General features: G+C 49.2%; 16 protein-coding genes and 1 riboswitch. Of the genes, 4 read left to right on the top strand and 12 right to left on the bottom strand.

Features of this window, described 5'->3' with window-relative positions; translation table 11 throughout:
* The 4 genes from AB7U36_RS01890 to AB7U36_RS01905 all read right to left on the bottom strand — a co-directional run.
* Positions 1 to 710: zinc dependent phospholipase C family protein (locus tag AB7U36_RS01890; RefSeq protein WP_428158111.1), on the bottom strand; the 710-nt coding region annotated here is incomplete at its 3' end.
* Positions 711 to 933: 223 nt separating this feature from the next.
* Complete coding sequence (locus tag AB7U36_RS01895) at positions 934 to 1,671, bottom strand: ABC transporter permease (RefSeq protein WP_428158112.1); 738 nt, start codon at positions 1,669 to 1,671, stop codon at positions 934 to 936.
* A complete protein-coding gene (locus tag AB7U36_RS01900) occupies positions 1,668 to 2,642 on the bottom strand; it encodes an ABC transporter ATP-binding protein (protein ID WP_428158113.1) in 975 nt (324 codons plus the stop codon). The genes AB7U36_RS01895 and AB7U36_RS01900 overlap by 4 nt, the downstream gene beginning before the upstream one ends.
* 5 nt (positions 2,643 to 2,647) lie before the next feature.
* Entirely contained in the window at positions 2,648 to 3,145 is a 498-nt protein-coding gene (locus tag AB7U36_RS01905) for an ArsR/SmtB family transcription factor (RefSeq protein ID WP_428158114.1), read from the bottom strand.
* A 384-nt stretch (positions 3,146 to 3,529) separates the two neighbouring features.
* Between AB7U36_RS01905 and AB7U36_RS01910 the strand changes: the two genes are divergently transcribed.
* Positions 3,530 to 4,198: a response regulator gene (locus AB7U36_RS01910; RefSeq protein ID WP_428158115.1), complete on the top strand. Its 669-nt coding sequence runs from the start codon at positions 3,530 to 3,532 to the stop codon at positions 4,196 to 4,198.
* Between the two features lie 10 nt (positions 4,199 to 4,208).
* Here the strand turns inward: AB7U36_RS01910 and AB7U36_RS01915 are convergent, their stop codons facing one another.
* Positions 4,209 to 5,444, bottom strand: a complete 1,236-nt coding sequence (locus tag AB7U36_RS01915; protein ID WP_428158116.1) for a DEAD/DEAH box helicase — start codon at positions 5,442 to 5,444, stop codon at positions 4,209 to 4,211.
* Positions 5,445 to 5,721: 277 nt separating this feature from the next.
* Here AB7U36_RS01915 and AB7U36_RS01920 point away from each other — a divergent pair, with 277 nt between their 5' ends.
* Entirely contained in the window at positions 5,722 to 6,198 is a 477-nt protein-coding gene (locus AB7U36_RS01920; protein ID WP_428158117.1) for an IS1096 element passenger TnpR family protein, read from the top strand.
* Here AB7U36_RS01920 and cobT read toward each other — a convergent pair.
* A complete protein-coding gene (cobT, locus tag AB7U36_RS01925; RefSeq protein WP_428158118.1) occupies positions 6,174 to 7,253 on the bottom strand; it encodes a nicotinate-nucleotide--dimethylbenzimidazole phosphoribosyltransferase in 1,080 nt (359 codons plus the stop codon). The genes AB7U36_RS01920 and cobT overlap by 25 nt on opposite strands.
* 92 nt (positions 7,254 to 7,345) lie before the next feature.
* A riboswitch (cobalamin riboswitch) is annotated at positions 7,346 to 7,549 on the bottom strand.
* Positions 7,550 to 7,720: 171 nt separating this feature from the next.
* Between cobT and AB7U36_RS01930 the strand changes: the two genes are divergently transcribed.
* Positions 7,721 to 8,026 carry a hypothetical protein gene (locus tag AB7U36_RS01930; RefSeq protein WP_428158119.1) on the top strand — a complete coding sequence of 102 codons (306 nt, stop codon included), beginning with the start codon at positions 7,721 to 7,723 and terminating at the stop codon, positions 8,024 to 8,026.
* A 6-nt stretch (positions 8,027 to 8,032) separates the two neighbouring features.
* Here the strand turns inward: AB7U36_RS01930 and AB7U36_RS01935 are convergent, their stop codons facing one another.
* From AB7U36_RS01935 to AB7U36_RS01945, 3 genes are all read right to left on the bottom strand, one after another.
* Positions 8,033 to 8,416, bottom strand: coding sequence for a hypothetical protein (locus tag AB7U36_RS01935; protein ID WP_428158120.1), 384 nt, complete (start codon positions 8,414 to 8,416; stop codon positions 8,033 to 8,035).
* Between the two features lie 7 nt (positions 8,417 to 8,423).
* Positions 8,424 to 8,975 carry a ribosome biogenesis factor YjgA gene (yjgA, locus tag AB7U36_RS01940; protein ID WP_428158121.1) on the bottom strand — a complete coding sequence of 184 codons (552 nt, stop codon included), beginning with the start codon at positions 8,973 to 8,975 and terminating at the stop codon, positions 8,424 to 8,426.
* Positions 8,976 to 9,038: 63 nt separating this feature from the next.
* On the bottom strand, positions 9,039 to 10,289 hold the full coding sequence (locus AB7U36_RS01945) for a thiolase family protein (RefSeq protein ID WP_428158122.1): 1,251 nt from the start codon (positions 10,287 to 10,289) through the stop codon (positions 9,039 to 9,041).
* A gap of 291 nt (positions 10,290 to 10,580) precedes the next feature.
* On the opposite strand from AB7U36_RS01945, the gene AB7U36_RS01950 reads away from it, so the two are divergent.
* A complete protein-coding gene (locus AB7U36_RS01950; RefSeq protein WP_428158123.1) occupies positions 10,581 to 11,609 on the top strand; it encodes a hypothetical protein in 1,029 nt (342 codons plus the stop codon).
* Between the two features lie 6 nt (positions 11,610 to 11,615).
* Here AB7U36_RS01950 and AB7U36_RS01955 read toward each other — a convergent pair whose 3' ends face one another.
* The 3 genes from AB7U36_RS01955 to lnt all read right to left on the bottom strand — a co-directional run bounded on the left by AB7U36_RS01955 (position 11,616) and on the right by lnt (position 14,773).
* Positions 11,616 to 12,170, bottom strand: a complete 555-nt coding sequence (locus tag AB7U36_RS01955) for an HD domain-containing protein (protein ID WP_428158124.1) — start codon at positions 12,168 to 12,170, stop codon at positions 11,616 to 11,618.
* 2 nt (positions 12,171 to 12,172) lie between these two features.
* A protein-coding gene (prfB, locus tag AB7U36_RS01960) for a peptide chain release factor 2 (protein WP_428158125.1) occupies positions 12,173 to 13,277 on the bottom strand; the annotation gives its coding sequence in 2 pieces (ribosomal slippage) (positions 12,173 to 13,207 and positions 13,209 to 13,277; 1,104 coding nt in all).
* A complete protein-coding gene (gene lnt / locus AB7U36_RS01965) occupies positions 13,277 to 14,773 on the bottom strand; it encodes an apolipoprotein N-acyltransferase (protein WP_428158126.1) in 1,497 nt (498 codons plus the stop codon). Before lnt ends, prfB begins: the two co-directional genes overlap by 1 nt.
* Positions 14,774 to 14,797: the final 24 nt, after the last annotated feature.

Genomic DNA, 14,797 nt, shown 5'->3' on the forward strand with positions numbered 1-14,797 from the left:
TATTTAAGCCGGCCTGAAAAAAACGGCAAAAAGCAGGGTTTGCTGAAAGGATAAATCAATCCTGCGGAAGAATCAGGTACAGGATGTGAGGTGCCGGCCATCTTTATCGTCCCCTTGCGTATGACAGAGGCGCCAAACAGTGCATGAACCATCGCGTGCCATTGCAGGGCGTGTTTCAAAAAAGAGGTGTTGGGGCATTGGGGAAAAAACAGGCTGGACATAAGCTGATACAGCTTTGGTTTTGAAATTATTGCCTGCCTGATAATTGGATACAGACGGGTTTTCCCGGGGAACAGATATTGAAAATGAACATCCATGGCGGTTTCAAAATACCTGTGCCTGGCTGTGGCCCCGGTGTGAATCCCGTTCATACCCGCATAATAGTAAACCAATGGGTGAAAGGTTGTGTCTGACATGATGTGGCACACAGCGCCGGCGGCAAGTGCCAGAGCTGCGGGAGTGTAATGATGGTTCAAAAATTTCAGCACCGGCACAAGGGCTTCTTTGCCTGGCCGGTGAAACGGGCCGGCCAAAGCCTGAACCTGTTTTTTTTGCGGGCCTGCCAGATAATAGAACGGCGAATCCGGACACACCGCCCCAAGAAGAAATATAAATGGAAATGTTTGAAGCGGCTGGAAAAATTTTGAAGCTTTGGGCAGAACACGGCTCACATGGTCAGCCAGGGCAAAATGTGTAATTTCTTTTGGCATATTTTGGGTGTGTCCCACCTTTTACATAAGGATTTGTGATGCTTTGGAATTATTCTTATTTTAATACAGTATATTACATGGCCGATCTACAAAATTTGTAGATTTTCAACCGTACGACCTCAACTGCACTATAACAATTTGATTTTTCAAGTAATGTTGGTATTTAATGATTATTGCCATGTAAAAGGTGGGACACACCCGAAACTCATCGCTTTCCGGCGAATCAGGCAATCCAGCGCCTCCTGATATTACCGAGACTCACCATGAACAAACCGGCACAGAACGCGGCGAGGATCGCCATATCGATTGGAACGGAAAACATATTCCCGCCATGGATGGCTCCGTGGAGCATGTCCGCTCCATAGGTCAGGGGAAGCGCGTAGGAGAGAGGCTTGAGAAAAACCGGAAGGGTGCTGATGGGAAAAAACAATCCGCACAGAAAAATCATGGGAAAACGGAAGAAATTGGAAAAGGTCTGGGCCTCGAATACCTCGCTGACCGCCACCGCGATAAACAGGCCCAGAAAGGTCGACGCCACGGAGATCAGAAACACCGCCGGAACAAAGACCAACCAGTCCACATGGCCCAGGTCGATCAGAAACACCGCCATGAGTATGGGCACAAAGGCGTTGACCACCCCGAACAAAATAGCTCCGCTGGTCTTGGCCAGCATCAGCAGTTCAAGAGGGATGGGGGCCAGCAACAGCCGCTCGAAGGAACGGTTTTTTTTCTCAAAGGTCACGGTTACCGCGAGCAGGGAGGTCGTGCCGAACAAAATGGACAGGGCAATCACCCCCGGGAGTATCGAAGAAATACTCTCCAGACCTTTTCCGGATTTGATGAAAAACATGCCAGTCCAGGCCAGGGGAAAGATAAGCCCCCAACTGATGTTCGGCGGCTTCAGATAGTAGGTGCGGAAATCCTTGGCCAGTATATTCCAGAAAGCAATCCAGCGTTTCATTTGTTTCCTCCTAATTTTTCTTTTTCCTTGCGCATGACGTCCGCACCGACCCCGGTGATCTGGACAAAGACATCCTCAAGGCTTGGTCTGATTCTTCTGGCCTCCGCTACCTCGGCCCCGCTATCCTCAAGGAATCGCACCAGCGGCCCGACTCGAATAGGCGAATCCGCCTCCACTTGGATTAATCCGGGCTCCGGGCTGGTAAAATTCTGGCCGGGGAATTCCTCTGCAAGCCGGTTTGAAAAATTATTCACGCCGTTTGCGCAGGTTATCTGCATTACATGTTTTTCACGAATGGGCTGAACAAGGTTCGCGACGGTGTCGACCCGGACAATACGGCCCGACATGATGAAAGCGATTCGGTCACATAACCGCTCCGCCTCCTCAATATAATGGGTGGTCAGAAAGATGGTCGTTCCGTTTTTGTGCAGATCACCGATAAGCTGGCGCAACTGCCTGGCGCTGGCGACATCAATACCCGTGGTGGGTTCATCCAGAAACAGGATTTTCGGCCTGTGGATGATTCCGGCGGCAATGGTCAGCCTGCGTTTCATTCCTTTGGAATAGCCGCCGAACTTGCGTCCGGCCGCCTTGGTCAGATCGAAGGCTTCGAGCAGCTTCTTCGCTTTCGCCTGTCGCTCGGCCTTGCCCATGCCATACAGGGCGGCGCAAAAGCACAGATTGTCAAAACCGGAGAGCTCCGGGTACAGGTTACTTTCGTCGGGAACCACACCGATCAGGTGTTGAGCAGCTCGCGGCTTCCTGGTGCAGTCGATGCCGCTGATGTTAATGGTTCCGGCGTCAGGGTGTGCCAGTCCTGTAAGCATATTAATGGTTGTTGTTTTACCGGCTCCGTTTGGACCTAAAAAACCAAACAATTCGCCTTCTTTTACACTGAAAGATATGCCGTCAACGGCTTCGACCGTTTCGAAATGCTTGGTTAAATTCTCTACATAAATGGATTCACTCATATTTTTTATACCCTTTTATCCTCTTTTGGCCCGCATTCTCCTTTGATGCCGGGGTGGGCCTCGGCATCACCATGGCATTCCAGGATCTGCTCCGGGCTGCAGGTTTCCGGTTTTTCTTTTAAGTTATCCGGTTGCTGGCAACAATTCTGGCACATCATAACATCCTTTGTTTGGGTTTTATCAATTGATGGGTCTTCTGATGGCTCTTCGTGTTTTGCGCATATGATCTGAAAGGGCTGCGGTTGGGCGCTCAACTTCCGAAGTTGTTCGGAAATCTCAGCAATCATTTGCCTTTCCACCATGTAGTGGGTCCAGTAACCACGCTTTTCCCCTTTGATTAATCCAGCCTTACGCAGGATTTTTAAATGCTGTGAAACCGCTGGCTTGGAAATATTGAGCTGACCGGCCAGCGCACCGACACAAAAATTTCCACCCAGTAACATGGTCAGAATTTTCATCCGGTTTTCATCAGCTATCGCTTTTAAGGTCTGTATCAGATTCATAATTTAATTTTAATCTATTTAAGTTAGTTCTTATTAGGTTTGTAATCTGCTTAAATGGATTTGTCAATATCCATTATGGGCTGAACTTAGTCTTTGGAAAATTTACCTGTAGCGGCCTGCATTTACTGGGCTAAATTTAACAAGCCGACCATCCCCAATATCTATATTTTTATCAAAAGTTGGGTATTTTTGAGCGTATGAAAAATCTGAATCATCCTAAGAAAGGAAGTCGTATTTCCGTTGAACCCATCCGAAAAAAAGTTGGCACTTAGTTCAGCTACGTGGTCATTGGGCCTTCCAGTGCCTGAAAACACTGGTATTCATTCCTGGTTGGTGATATAGAATAACCAACGATCTCACAGTTACAGCCAATACGGATGGTATATGTCCGAAAAAAAGAAAATCCTGCTGGTGGAAGATCATCCCATTTTCAGGCTGGGCCTGGCGGAGTTGATTAATCAGGAAAGTGACTTAGCCGCGTACGGCAGTGCCAGCGATGTTGAGCCGGCCATTGATGAAATAAATCATATCAACCCGGACCTGATCATTGCGGATCTTTCCTTAAAACAGTCTGACGGCCTTGATCTGATTAAATATGTGAAACAGCATCACAGTCATATTCCTGTGCTGGTGCTTTCCATGCATGATGAATACCTTTATGCGCCCAGGGCCTTGTCTGCGGGCGCCCATGGCTACATCATGAAACAGGAGGCTGTGGAGTCCGTTGTCAAGGCCATCCATCTTCTGCTTGCCGGAAAAATTTATCTCAATGAAAAAGTCAAAGAACATATTCTTTTATCCATGTCCAATCCGCCCAAGGCACAGGAAAAAAGCCCATTCGACCGTTTAACCGACCGGGAGCTTCAGGTTTTCAAGCTGATCGGCAGGGGATTTTCAACCCGGGAAATTGCCGAGCGCCTGTTTTTAAGTATCAAAACCATTGGTACCTACAGGGAGCGTATTAAAAAAAAGCTTAATATTAAACATGCAAGCGAACTGGTCCGCTGCGCCGTGCATTTTGAAAAAACAGGTCATATTGGTATTGTGGAGTAGATCCAATGGGTTATTTTTTTTTCCGGCGTCTTTTTTTCTTTTCCCATTCTTCGTTTGCCAGGATCATGTCTCTGATATCTTTTGATGTGTCTGTGACGTCAACCGTAAAGGCGTATTCGTCCTTGGAAACTGCTATTTTTTCTACTGGTTTGCCTATAAACTCCTGGATTTGCGTTAACAGGTCTTTTTCCTGGCTGCTGCAAAAGGATATGGCCTTACCCTTGGATCGCCCGCGGCCGGTTCTGCCCACCCTGTGGACATAAATTTCTTTTTGTTCGGGAAGATCATAATTGATCACATAGTCAACATTGGGGATATCAATGCCCCGGGCTGACACATCTGTGGCAATAAGTATTTTGTCATCACCCTGTTTAAACCGGGTCAAAACCGCCAGCCGCTGGTCCTGGTCTTTTTTGCCATAAATGGTCAACGCGTTTATGTCTGCTCTTTCCAGGGCTTTGGCCACCCGTTCGGCCCGTACGGTGGTCCTGACAAAAATCAGGATTTTGCTTTCCGGATTTTCCCGGATGAATTTGCGCAAAAAAAAGCGTTTATCGTCCATTTCCACAAAAAACACATAGTGGGATACATTTTTTGATACCGGATCATCAGGCGATATCTGGATGCGTACGGCAGATGACGTAACCTGTGAATAGGCCAGCTTCTTGATGTTCTTGTCTATTGTTGCTGAAAAAAACAGGGTCTGGTGCCGTTGTTTTAAAAGGCGTTTGATACACTGGATATCATCAAAAAATCCTTTGGCCAGCATTTGATCCGCTTCATCAAGGATTAAAATTTTAACCTGGCTGATATCAATGGCTTTCTGGCTGATCAGGTCAAACATGCGGCCCGGCGTGGCAATCAGAATATCAACCCCTTTTACGAGTTCTTGAATCTGTTTATCCTGTTCCACCCCGCCGAAAACGGCAAAGGGTTTAACCCTCGTTTTGCGGCATAACACCATAAAGACATCCTGTATCTGCACAGCCAACTCCCTGGTGGGAACCATGATAATACTTTGGATGCCTGGTTTCTTTTGGGTTTTCCTCAGGTTTAGGATGGTATTTATAACAGGCACTGCAAATGCAACGGTTTTTCCGGTTCCGGTCTGTGCAATGGCCAGGACGTCTTCACCTTTTAATATAGAGGGAATCGCTTTGTACTGAATATCTGTGGGCCTGATAAACCCCTGTTCTTTCAGATTTTTTTTCAGGGTGCTGTTTATTGCATAGGTGTCAAATTTCATGTGGTTTTGCCCTAATTTATTTTGTTACTGCACGACCCGAAAAAACCGTGCCAGTGAAGAGTCGTTAATATAATGGCGTGTGAAAAAAATACAACCTGTTTACAAGTTATTTATTGTATCCCTGTCCCCAAGGTTCAATAACAAGGTTAAATAAAGGTATCCAGGTTGCAATGTCAATGATTCAAGGCAAAAAGGTTCTTTTACGCTGGCCTTTACACCGGGTTGAATGTATAAGGTAACCCGTTTTTAAGCCTAAAAGAAAAGGGGCCGTAAAAAAATGAACAACATTGTATACCTGAAACAGCCAAAGAAAATATGGACATTGCGAATCAAACTCCAGGGCGCGGAACCGGAATGGGTCCGGGTGATAGAAATTGACTGGCGTGCATCGTTTCTGGACCTGCACGAGGCCATTCAAAAGGCCGTGGATTTTGATAATGACCATTTGTTTGAATTTTATATAGGAAGGCACCCCCGGCATGTGGCCCAGGTGGTGGGCGGGGCCCCGGACTGGGAAGACTTTCATCCGGTCAATACATACCAGCGGGTTCCCATATCCAGTGCCTGGCCAATGCTACCCGGTATGAAGCTGTTTTATCTGTTTGATTTTGGCGACAACTGGGTGTTTCAGATCAATAAAACCAGGCACAAGGATAAAGAGGCACAACCCGGTGTTGTTTATCCCCGGGTCATCGAGGCAACGGGGGAAAATCCGGAACAATACCCGGGTTATGAGGATTGGGATGACGAATGACATTGGGAAATGCCTACTTCCTCAAAGGTCTTAATATCTGCAAGAATACGCGTGGCAAGATCCAGAAGTTCCATGCATACAGCAGCACCGGTACCCTCCCCAAGGCGGAATCTCAAGTCGATCAACGGCTCCAGACCCAGGCGGTCATGCATGTATTTATGGCCGATCTCCACAGACTTGTGGGAGGCAAACAGGTAATTTTTTGCTGCCGGGGCCAGTTCACAGGCAATCAGGGCGCCTGCCGTGGAGATCAGACCGTCACAGATCACCGGAATGCCTTTGGCGGCAGCACCGATCACCAGCCCTGCCAGCCCGCCGATTTCAAGGCCCCCGACCTTGGCCAGCACATCAAGGGGGTCCTTGGGATCCGGCTTGTTGATGTCCAGTCCCTTTTGGATGGCAGCAATCTTTCTGGCAAGGCCTTTATCGTCAACCCCTGTACCCCGGCCGGTCAGGCGTTCCACAGGCAGGCCTGAAAATGCCGCAATAATGGCAGCAGAGGGCGTGGTATTTCCAATGCCCATATCCCCCGTACCCAGAAGATCCACAGGGGTTTGGGCGTGCAGTTCATTAACGATTTCAATGCCTGCTTCAATGGATCTGACCGCCTCTTCCCAGGTCATGGCCGGCCCCTTTGTAAAATTGGCGGTACCGTGCCTCACTTTTTTATGAAAAATGGGAAGCCCGGGGTGAAAATCAAAATTTACTCCGATATCCGCGGCTTTCACCCGGGCCCCGGCATGTTTGCCGATGATGTTGACAGATGCCCCGCCCCCGGCAAAATTGAGCACCATCTGGGGGGTGACTTCCGGGGGATAGGCGCTGACCCCTTCTTCAACCACACCGTGGTCGCCGGCGCAGGTGATGATGTGCTTGTTGGTTAAATGGACGTCAATGGTTCCTTTGATGGCGGCCAGACGGGCCCCGATCTCTTCCATGATTCCCAGGCTGCCGGAGGGTTTTGCCTGATCCTGAAGGCGCTGTTTGGCCTTTGCAAAGGCTTTCTGGTTCAGTTCGGGTTTGATGGCCGAAATGGTCTGTTCAAGCAGGGACATAGTTTTACCTCATTGATTTGTCCTGCAGCAATTCATGATTTTTTAGGCATGCAGGAACATTTTCCTGCAAAACCCTTTACCATCGCGTTCTGCATGACAAAAATCTTAAAGCACGTCTTCTGACTCAGGGGTTTGGCTCTTTTCGCCCTGCGCCTTCCCGGAAAAATTTTCCAGTGGCATGGCAGGGTGTGTGCGCCCCATTACAGCGGCGGGTCCGTCACGGATTTGCACCGTGTTCCGTTTGCCAAAGATCTGACAACACTATGTTGGAGGGTACCGTAAACCTGTTTGATACCAAGGTCAATAATTTTCAGTAATTTTTGATCAATGGATCAGCTCCGTTCTGCTATCAGAATCAGCCGGGTTATGTTATCATGCCAGCCATTGAAGCGTCGGTTCAAGTATGTGGTGAAATTGAATTGTTAAAATGGACTTAGGAAAAATTAATCAAAAAGGTTTAACACATTATGGAATTAAGACCACTTGGTATAGCAACAGAAATTATTCAGGAGACCGGACTCAATGTTACCTATACATATGATGATCTGGTTTTTATTGAGCACAACCCCTTTATAATCCAGTTTGATGATGAAAATGCAAAAAATCTAAAGCTGTTTTTCAATATTGATTGTGAACATGAAGCCGCCGGAAAACTGGCATCACAATTAAAGAATGCCGCATCCCAGAGGGAATTTACCATTACCGCAAGCGGAAAGTTCGAGATGAAACAAAAAGAAAACACAGAAGAAATTGATATAAAATTTATCGAGTAGCCGTGGTCAAAGCGGATGATTTATTTTTTTCCCACGGCCCTTAAGCCACTGCTCAAATAAGAAGAATCTGGTGTGCAGGAATCTGACAATATAGCCGACCAGCACAGCAGCCACCACAGTGACTTCCCTGATACCCTCCAGTGCGCCCAGGAAAAACAGGGCGCTTACAATGCCGATGGCGACCAGAGAGTCATCTGTACCGATTTTGATTTTCCCGAACTCCACGCCAAAGGTCTGTGCCAAAGCCATGACCAGGCCTTCCCCGGGCAGATAAGTGAGCCCTGCCTTGACTTCGAAAAAAATGCCAATGCCAAGGACAACACAGCTTAAAAGGCATAGAAACGCCTGTTCAAAATAGTTGCCGGGTGTCATCCAGGCGGCATATTTCATGATCAGATCATAATTTATTAAACTGAATGACTAGTTCTTTCAATGCATTTAAAAATTTTGAGTTTTTTTCCTGCCTGGATATATCTTTGTTGGCATTTCTGATCATCTGTCGTAACTGCTGGCGGTCCATGTCAGGGGCGGCTGCAAGGATTGTTTCCAGGGTGTCATCATCCCAGGCCAGCAGCCTGTCTAAAAACGCCTGGCTGGTCTTGTCTGTTTGCGGATCAATTTCGGGTTTGGGGCTGTAAATACCGGTGGGGGCTGCTTTTAACTGTTCAAGTGCAGCCAGTATCGGTTCCGGGTCCATCTGCCTCATCAGGGTGCCGATGTACTGTCTGTGGCGCCTGGCCGCCACATTGGAGGTGATGGATTTTGCCTGGACCAGGGCTTTGAACAGGTCCGGTTCAAGCGCTAACAGTTTAAGTTGGCTGACGGAAAGCAGGCTTAAATCCTCTCCAAGTTTCTGAAGGTTTTCGGCCATCTTTTTTTTCTTTGTTTTGCTCAGGGGCAGGGGCTCATCAGGGGTGTTGCCAGGGATATTGTCCGAGGGAAAAGTCATTTGTCTGTTTTTTATCCGTAAAATAGGGTTGCAGGTTCAGTGGCTGGTTTTTTGTTTTCATCATTAAAGCATCTCGATTGCGCAGGCCATTGATACGCCGCCGCCGCCGCAAAGCGTGGCCAGGCCTAAGCTTTTTTCTCTATTTTTCATGGCATACATCAACGTGGTTATGACCCGGGCACCGGTGGAGCCTATGGGGTGGCCTAAACCAATGCCGGAGCCGTTGATATTGGTGATCTCACGGTTAAGGTTCAGCTCTTTTTCACATCCCAGGTACTGGGCGGCAAAGGCTTCATTCACCTCAATCAGGTCAAAATCATCAATGGCAATACCGGATTTTGCCATCAGATCCTTGACCGCCGGTACCGGAGAGAGCCCCATGACCGAAGGATGGCAGGCACCCATGCCCGTGGCTTTGATCTTTGCAATGGGGGCCAGGCCTAATTCTTTGGCCTTTTCTGCGGACATGATCACCATGCCGGTGGACCCGTCATTGATGCCCGAGGCGTTTCCGGCAGTGACCCTGCCGGTTTTCGGAATAAAGGCCGGGGGCAGGGCCGCAAGTTTTTCCAGGGTCATACCGGGCCTGAAATGTTCGTCCTTGTCAAAGATGACAGGGTCTTTTTTGCGCCGGGGCACTTCAACAGGAACAATTTCGTCGGCAAAGCTGCCGTCGTTGGTGGCCCGTTCCGCATTGTTGTGAGAACGAAGCGCAACCTCGTCCATCTCCTCTCTGCTGATATCCAGAAGCTGGGCAGTGAATTCAGCCGTGTGACCCATGATATAGGGCTTTCCCAGGAAATATGAGGCAGGGGCTTGGGTGGTGTCCACAGGTGAGGTTTCATCAAAGGGCAGAATATAGGAGCCGCAGTGCAGGGCATGGATCAGGGCATCCACAAAATTGGCATCCTGGAGACGGCATCCCCAGCGGGCTTTGGGCACGGCATAGGGAACCCCGGACATGTGCTCGGTGCCGCCTGCCAGGATCACATCGGCCATGCCGGCCTGGATCATGGCCATACCGGACAGTACCGCTTCCATGCCGGAAATGCATACCCGGTTGATAGTGGCGGCAGGAACTGTGTCCGGAATACCTGCCATAAGCGCACCCACCCGGGTGGTGTTCAGGGTATCGTGGTGCTCCAGACAGGTGCCGTAGCGCACATCATCAATGATGGCAGGATCGATTCCTGCCCGTTTGACAGCCTCTTTCATGGTAATGCTGGCAAGATAAGCGCCGTTCAGGTCTTTTAATGTGCCGCCAAAGGCGCCTATGGCAGTGCGGCATGCAGATACAATGACAACGTCTTTCATAAAAACATCCTTTTTTCGGTCAAATGATCGTTCTCCTCGTATGAATTTTTAAAGGAGATTAGCATGGATCAGACCATTAATGAGAATGAATTTTTTAAAAATTAATATGAAACAAATAATCATGGAATAATATTCTAATCCTGCCTGTCAAAAATAGCCTATCAATCAGGCCGTTTTTATAAACACATCAGGCCATTTTTAATGGATTCTATGGCGTTAGAATACAAACGGTTTGGAAAACGGGCTCCGGCTGCATGGCCGGAAAATTTAATTTTTTAGAAAGGAGAAAAAATGAAACGTCTTATTTCAGTGGTGGTTTTAGCGGCGGGCATTGTCCTTGGCTCAAACGCCATGGCATCAGAGTGGAATTTTTATGGAAATGCCAGAATTCAGACATTCTGGTCTGATGTGGATGATGGATCTGATTCATCGGAAACAAATTTCAGTGAATCCCTTCAGGGCAATTCGCGCATCGGGGCAAAAGTCAAGGTCAGTGATGAACTCATCGGCCGATTTGAGTACGGGGCAAAAAATGGGACGGCAAATATCCGGCACCTGTACGGCGAATGGGATTTCGGCTCCGGAAAACTGCTGGTGGGCCAGACAGACTCCCTGGTTAAATTTTCTTTCAGTAATCAGGTGTATGACGATGATGAGGCTATGGATCATTACGGCCATGTCAATGCTGACCGCCGGCCCATGATCCGGTTCACTTTCGGGGATTTTCAGATTGCAGCTATTTCGCCGCGTGTCGACGATCTGGGCGCAGATGAAACACAGGTCATTATGCCCAAGCTGGAAGCCAAGTACGAACTGTCCATGGACACTTTTAGCCTGGTGGCTGCTGCCGGATACCAGACCTATGAAGTGACTGCCGGTTCCGATGATTTCGATGTGCATTCATATGTACTGACCGTTGGCGGTAAAGTAAATTTTGGTCCGGCGTACCTTGGCGCGGACGCCTATTGGGGGCAGAATGTAGGTCCCTATGGCTTGAAAATTCAAGCTGATGCAGACCCTGTGCTAAGCAACGGCGAACTTGAGGATAATGATGCGTATGGCCTTATGGGCCTGGTTGGGTTTGAAGTGAACGATACCCTGGCCTTTGAAGCCGGCATTGGTTATGTGTCTGCTGAACTGGACACCGACGCGTCCAATGAAGATGATGCAATGGCTTACTATCTGCAGGCCACCATTACCCTGACCAAAGGGGTGTTTATTGTTCCGGAAATAGGTATGCTTGATTACTTGGACAATGCTGGCGGCGTTGATGAAGGGGATGTATTTTATTACGGTATGAAGTGGCAGATCAACTTCTAAAACAGGTTACAGATTAAATTCATCCGCCCAGGCGGAAAACCGCTTTGCATGGCCCGGATTAAGTTTGGCAAGTTTTTTTTCAATCTTTTTCCGGGTCATGACGTGATCCACTTTCTTCGGGCTTTTTGAGTAGAACTTGTCTGCGCAGCAGATGATTTTTTCTTCCAGGGTGACAGGCACCATATCCCTGTGAGGCAGGGGCAAATCCGCTTCAATAATATTTTCAAGGGTGATGCCGGCCCCGGTATGGCGTTCGGACACAAGGCCAAATTCCCGGGACAGGCCCAGCCCGTCTAAAAGTTCACGTCCAAGATAACCGTGACACACATAGGGGTATTTACCCGCACAGCCGATTTTCGGGGAACTGGTTTTAAAAATACCGATGTCATGGAGCATGGCGGCTTTTTCTATAAAATCCATGTCCGGGTTCAGGTGGGCAACGCCCTCTGCGATTTCCAGGCTTTTTTCGGCCACCTTTGTGCTGTGTTCCACCAGAATAGCAAAAAGTGTTGAGTCAGAATCATAAAACTGCCTGATGATTTCCACTGGGTCTATCTTCATGGTTACCCTTCGGCGGTGTTGGACAGCAGCACCCCTTCGATAAATGGGTCGATATCTCCGTTCAGCACCCGGTCCACATCCCCGATCTCAAGGCCAATACGATGGTCTTTCACCATTCTGTAGGGATGCAGCACATAGGAGCGGATCTGGCTGCCCCAGGCATTATCATCCTTGCCGTCATGCAGGCTCTGCCTTTTTTGCTCCTGCTTCTGCTTTTCCAGTTGATAGAGCCGGGATTTAAGCACTTTCATGGCAATTTCCCTGTTCCGGTGCTGGGAGGATTCCTGCTGGCACTGGACCACTACGCCCGTGGGAAAATGGGTGATGCGCACGGCGGAGCTGGTTTTGTTGACGTGCTGTCCGCCTGCCCCGCTGGCCCGGTACACATCAATGCGCAGATCCCCTTCATCAATGTCGATATTGATTTCCTCCTTGATTTCGGGATAGACAAAGACCGCCGCAAAAGAGGTCTGGCGCTTGCCCCCGGCGTTGAAAGGAGAAATCCGGACCAGGCGGTGTACCCCGGATTCGGCTTTCATGAATCCGTAGCAGTTGGGGCCGGCGACATGAAGGGTTACCCCCTTGATGCCGGCTTCGTCCCCCTCCTGGTAATCAATGACCTGGCACTTGTACCCCTTTTTATCGATCCAGCGGGTATACATCCTGAACAGCATTTCCGCCCAGTCCTGGGAATCCGTGCCCCCGGCACCGGCATTGATGGAGACAATGGCGTCCCGGGCATCGTCCTCCCCGTCAAGGGTGACCTCCAAAGAGAAGTGTTTTACCTTTTTCTCCAGATCGGCCAGCATCTGAGCGGCCTCCTGCTCGCTTTCTTTGTCCGACGCCTCCCTTGCCAGTTCCAGCAACACCTCCACATCCTCAATTTCCAAAAATATGGCATTGCAGGTGTCAATAAGGCCGGCGATGGTGGTGCGTTCCTTTAACATTCCGGTGGCTTTGTCCGCATCATTCCAGAACTCTTCCCTGGCAATGAGAAGCTCAAGTTCCCGAAGCCGTTTTTCCTTTACAGGGAGGTCAAAGATACTCCTTAAGCCGGTTGGCTTTAGCAGTGATGGAAGAGATAATCTGTTTGAATTCTACACTCATTATAAGGATCTCCTAAATTTTTTTTTCATGAATTTTACCATACAAACCAGAAAAAATGCAACAAGACAGGCTTTGGCGGCAACATCCCCGTTGCGGGTATAAAACGTTTTGCCGGAGATGACCGGAACCTCCCGGGTAAGGGCGCAGGCCGTAAAAATATCTGTTTCCCCAAGAATGGTGCCGGAAGGGTCAACGAATCCGGAGATGCCTGTGTTTGCGGCCCGGACCACGCTGCGCCGGTTTTCCACAGCCCTGAACACAGCTATGGAAAAGTGCTGGAGCGCTGCCTGGGTCCGGCCAAACCAGGCGTCATTGGTCATGGTGGTTAAAATATCTGCCCCGTTGAGAACAAAGTCTCTGGAAATACGGGGAAAAAGAATCTCAAAGCAGATTAATACCCCGGTTGTTCCTGTACCGAATTTTAACGGCACCGGCCCGGTTTCCCCCTTTGAAAAATCACCGGCTCCGGCTGTCAGTTTTTCCGCAAACCAGAGCAGGCGTTTGTAAGGCACATACTCCCCAAAGGGCACCAGGTGATGTTTGTCATAATAGCCTTTTGGCAGGGCAAGGGGGGTGAGCATGCAGGCCCGGTTGTAGTACAGAAACCCATGGTCCGAAGGCCGGGCCGCAGGGATGCCGATAAGAAAAAAAGTGCCTGCTTTTCTCACCATGGCATCCACCCGGTTCGAGGGCACAGGGTCCATGCCGTAGTAAAAAGGCAGGGCTGTTTCCGGCCACACCACAAGATCGCAGGGGATCGCCTGGAAGGATAACCGGGAATACTGATCTATGGTTTCATTAATAAATGCCCTATCCCATTTCCGGTCCTGGGGGATGTTGGCCTGGATAACCGAAATTTTCCGGGACGGCGCCCCTTTGATCTGCCCGCGGACTTGGGCTAATTTAAAGTGGCCGTAAATAAAAGCTGAGCAAAGCACAGCCATGGCCAGGCTTAGGCCTGCCATATTTGTTTTTCCAGGCCATGCCCTTCGGGAAAACGATTTAAAGGCAATGACCAGAATCCCGTTGGCAAGCACCAGCAGAAAGGAGATCCCCAGGACCCCGAAGGTGTCTGCCGCCTGAATCAAAACAAGGTTGGGATACTGGCTGTAACCCAGTACGCCCCAGGGAAAGCCGGAAAACAAATATGTCCTGATATATTCCAGGGCGACCCAGGCCACTGCCCCCCAGAACGGGACAAGGCCTTCAGGGACAGGGCTCTTTTTCATGGCCAGGGCAAAAACGCCTGTATAAAGAGCCAGGTACAGGACCAGAAGCAACAGGCAGGACAGGGCGGCTAAAAGATTCAGGCCGCCGTATTGGGTCAGGGTGGGACAGATCCAGTAGATAAGGGGCAGATAAAAGCTTATCCCTGTGCCAATACCTGCATAGAATGCCTGCTTTGAACTCAGCCGGTCAAGGGGAAGCCATAACGGGACCAGGGCAAAAAAGGCTGCCGGATAAAAGCCTGGCCCCGGAAATGCCGAAAATAGCAATAGGCCGCCGGCCAATGCAGGAAC

This window comes from Desulfobacter sp., assembly GCF_050177295.1.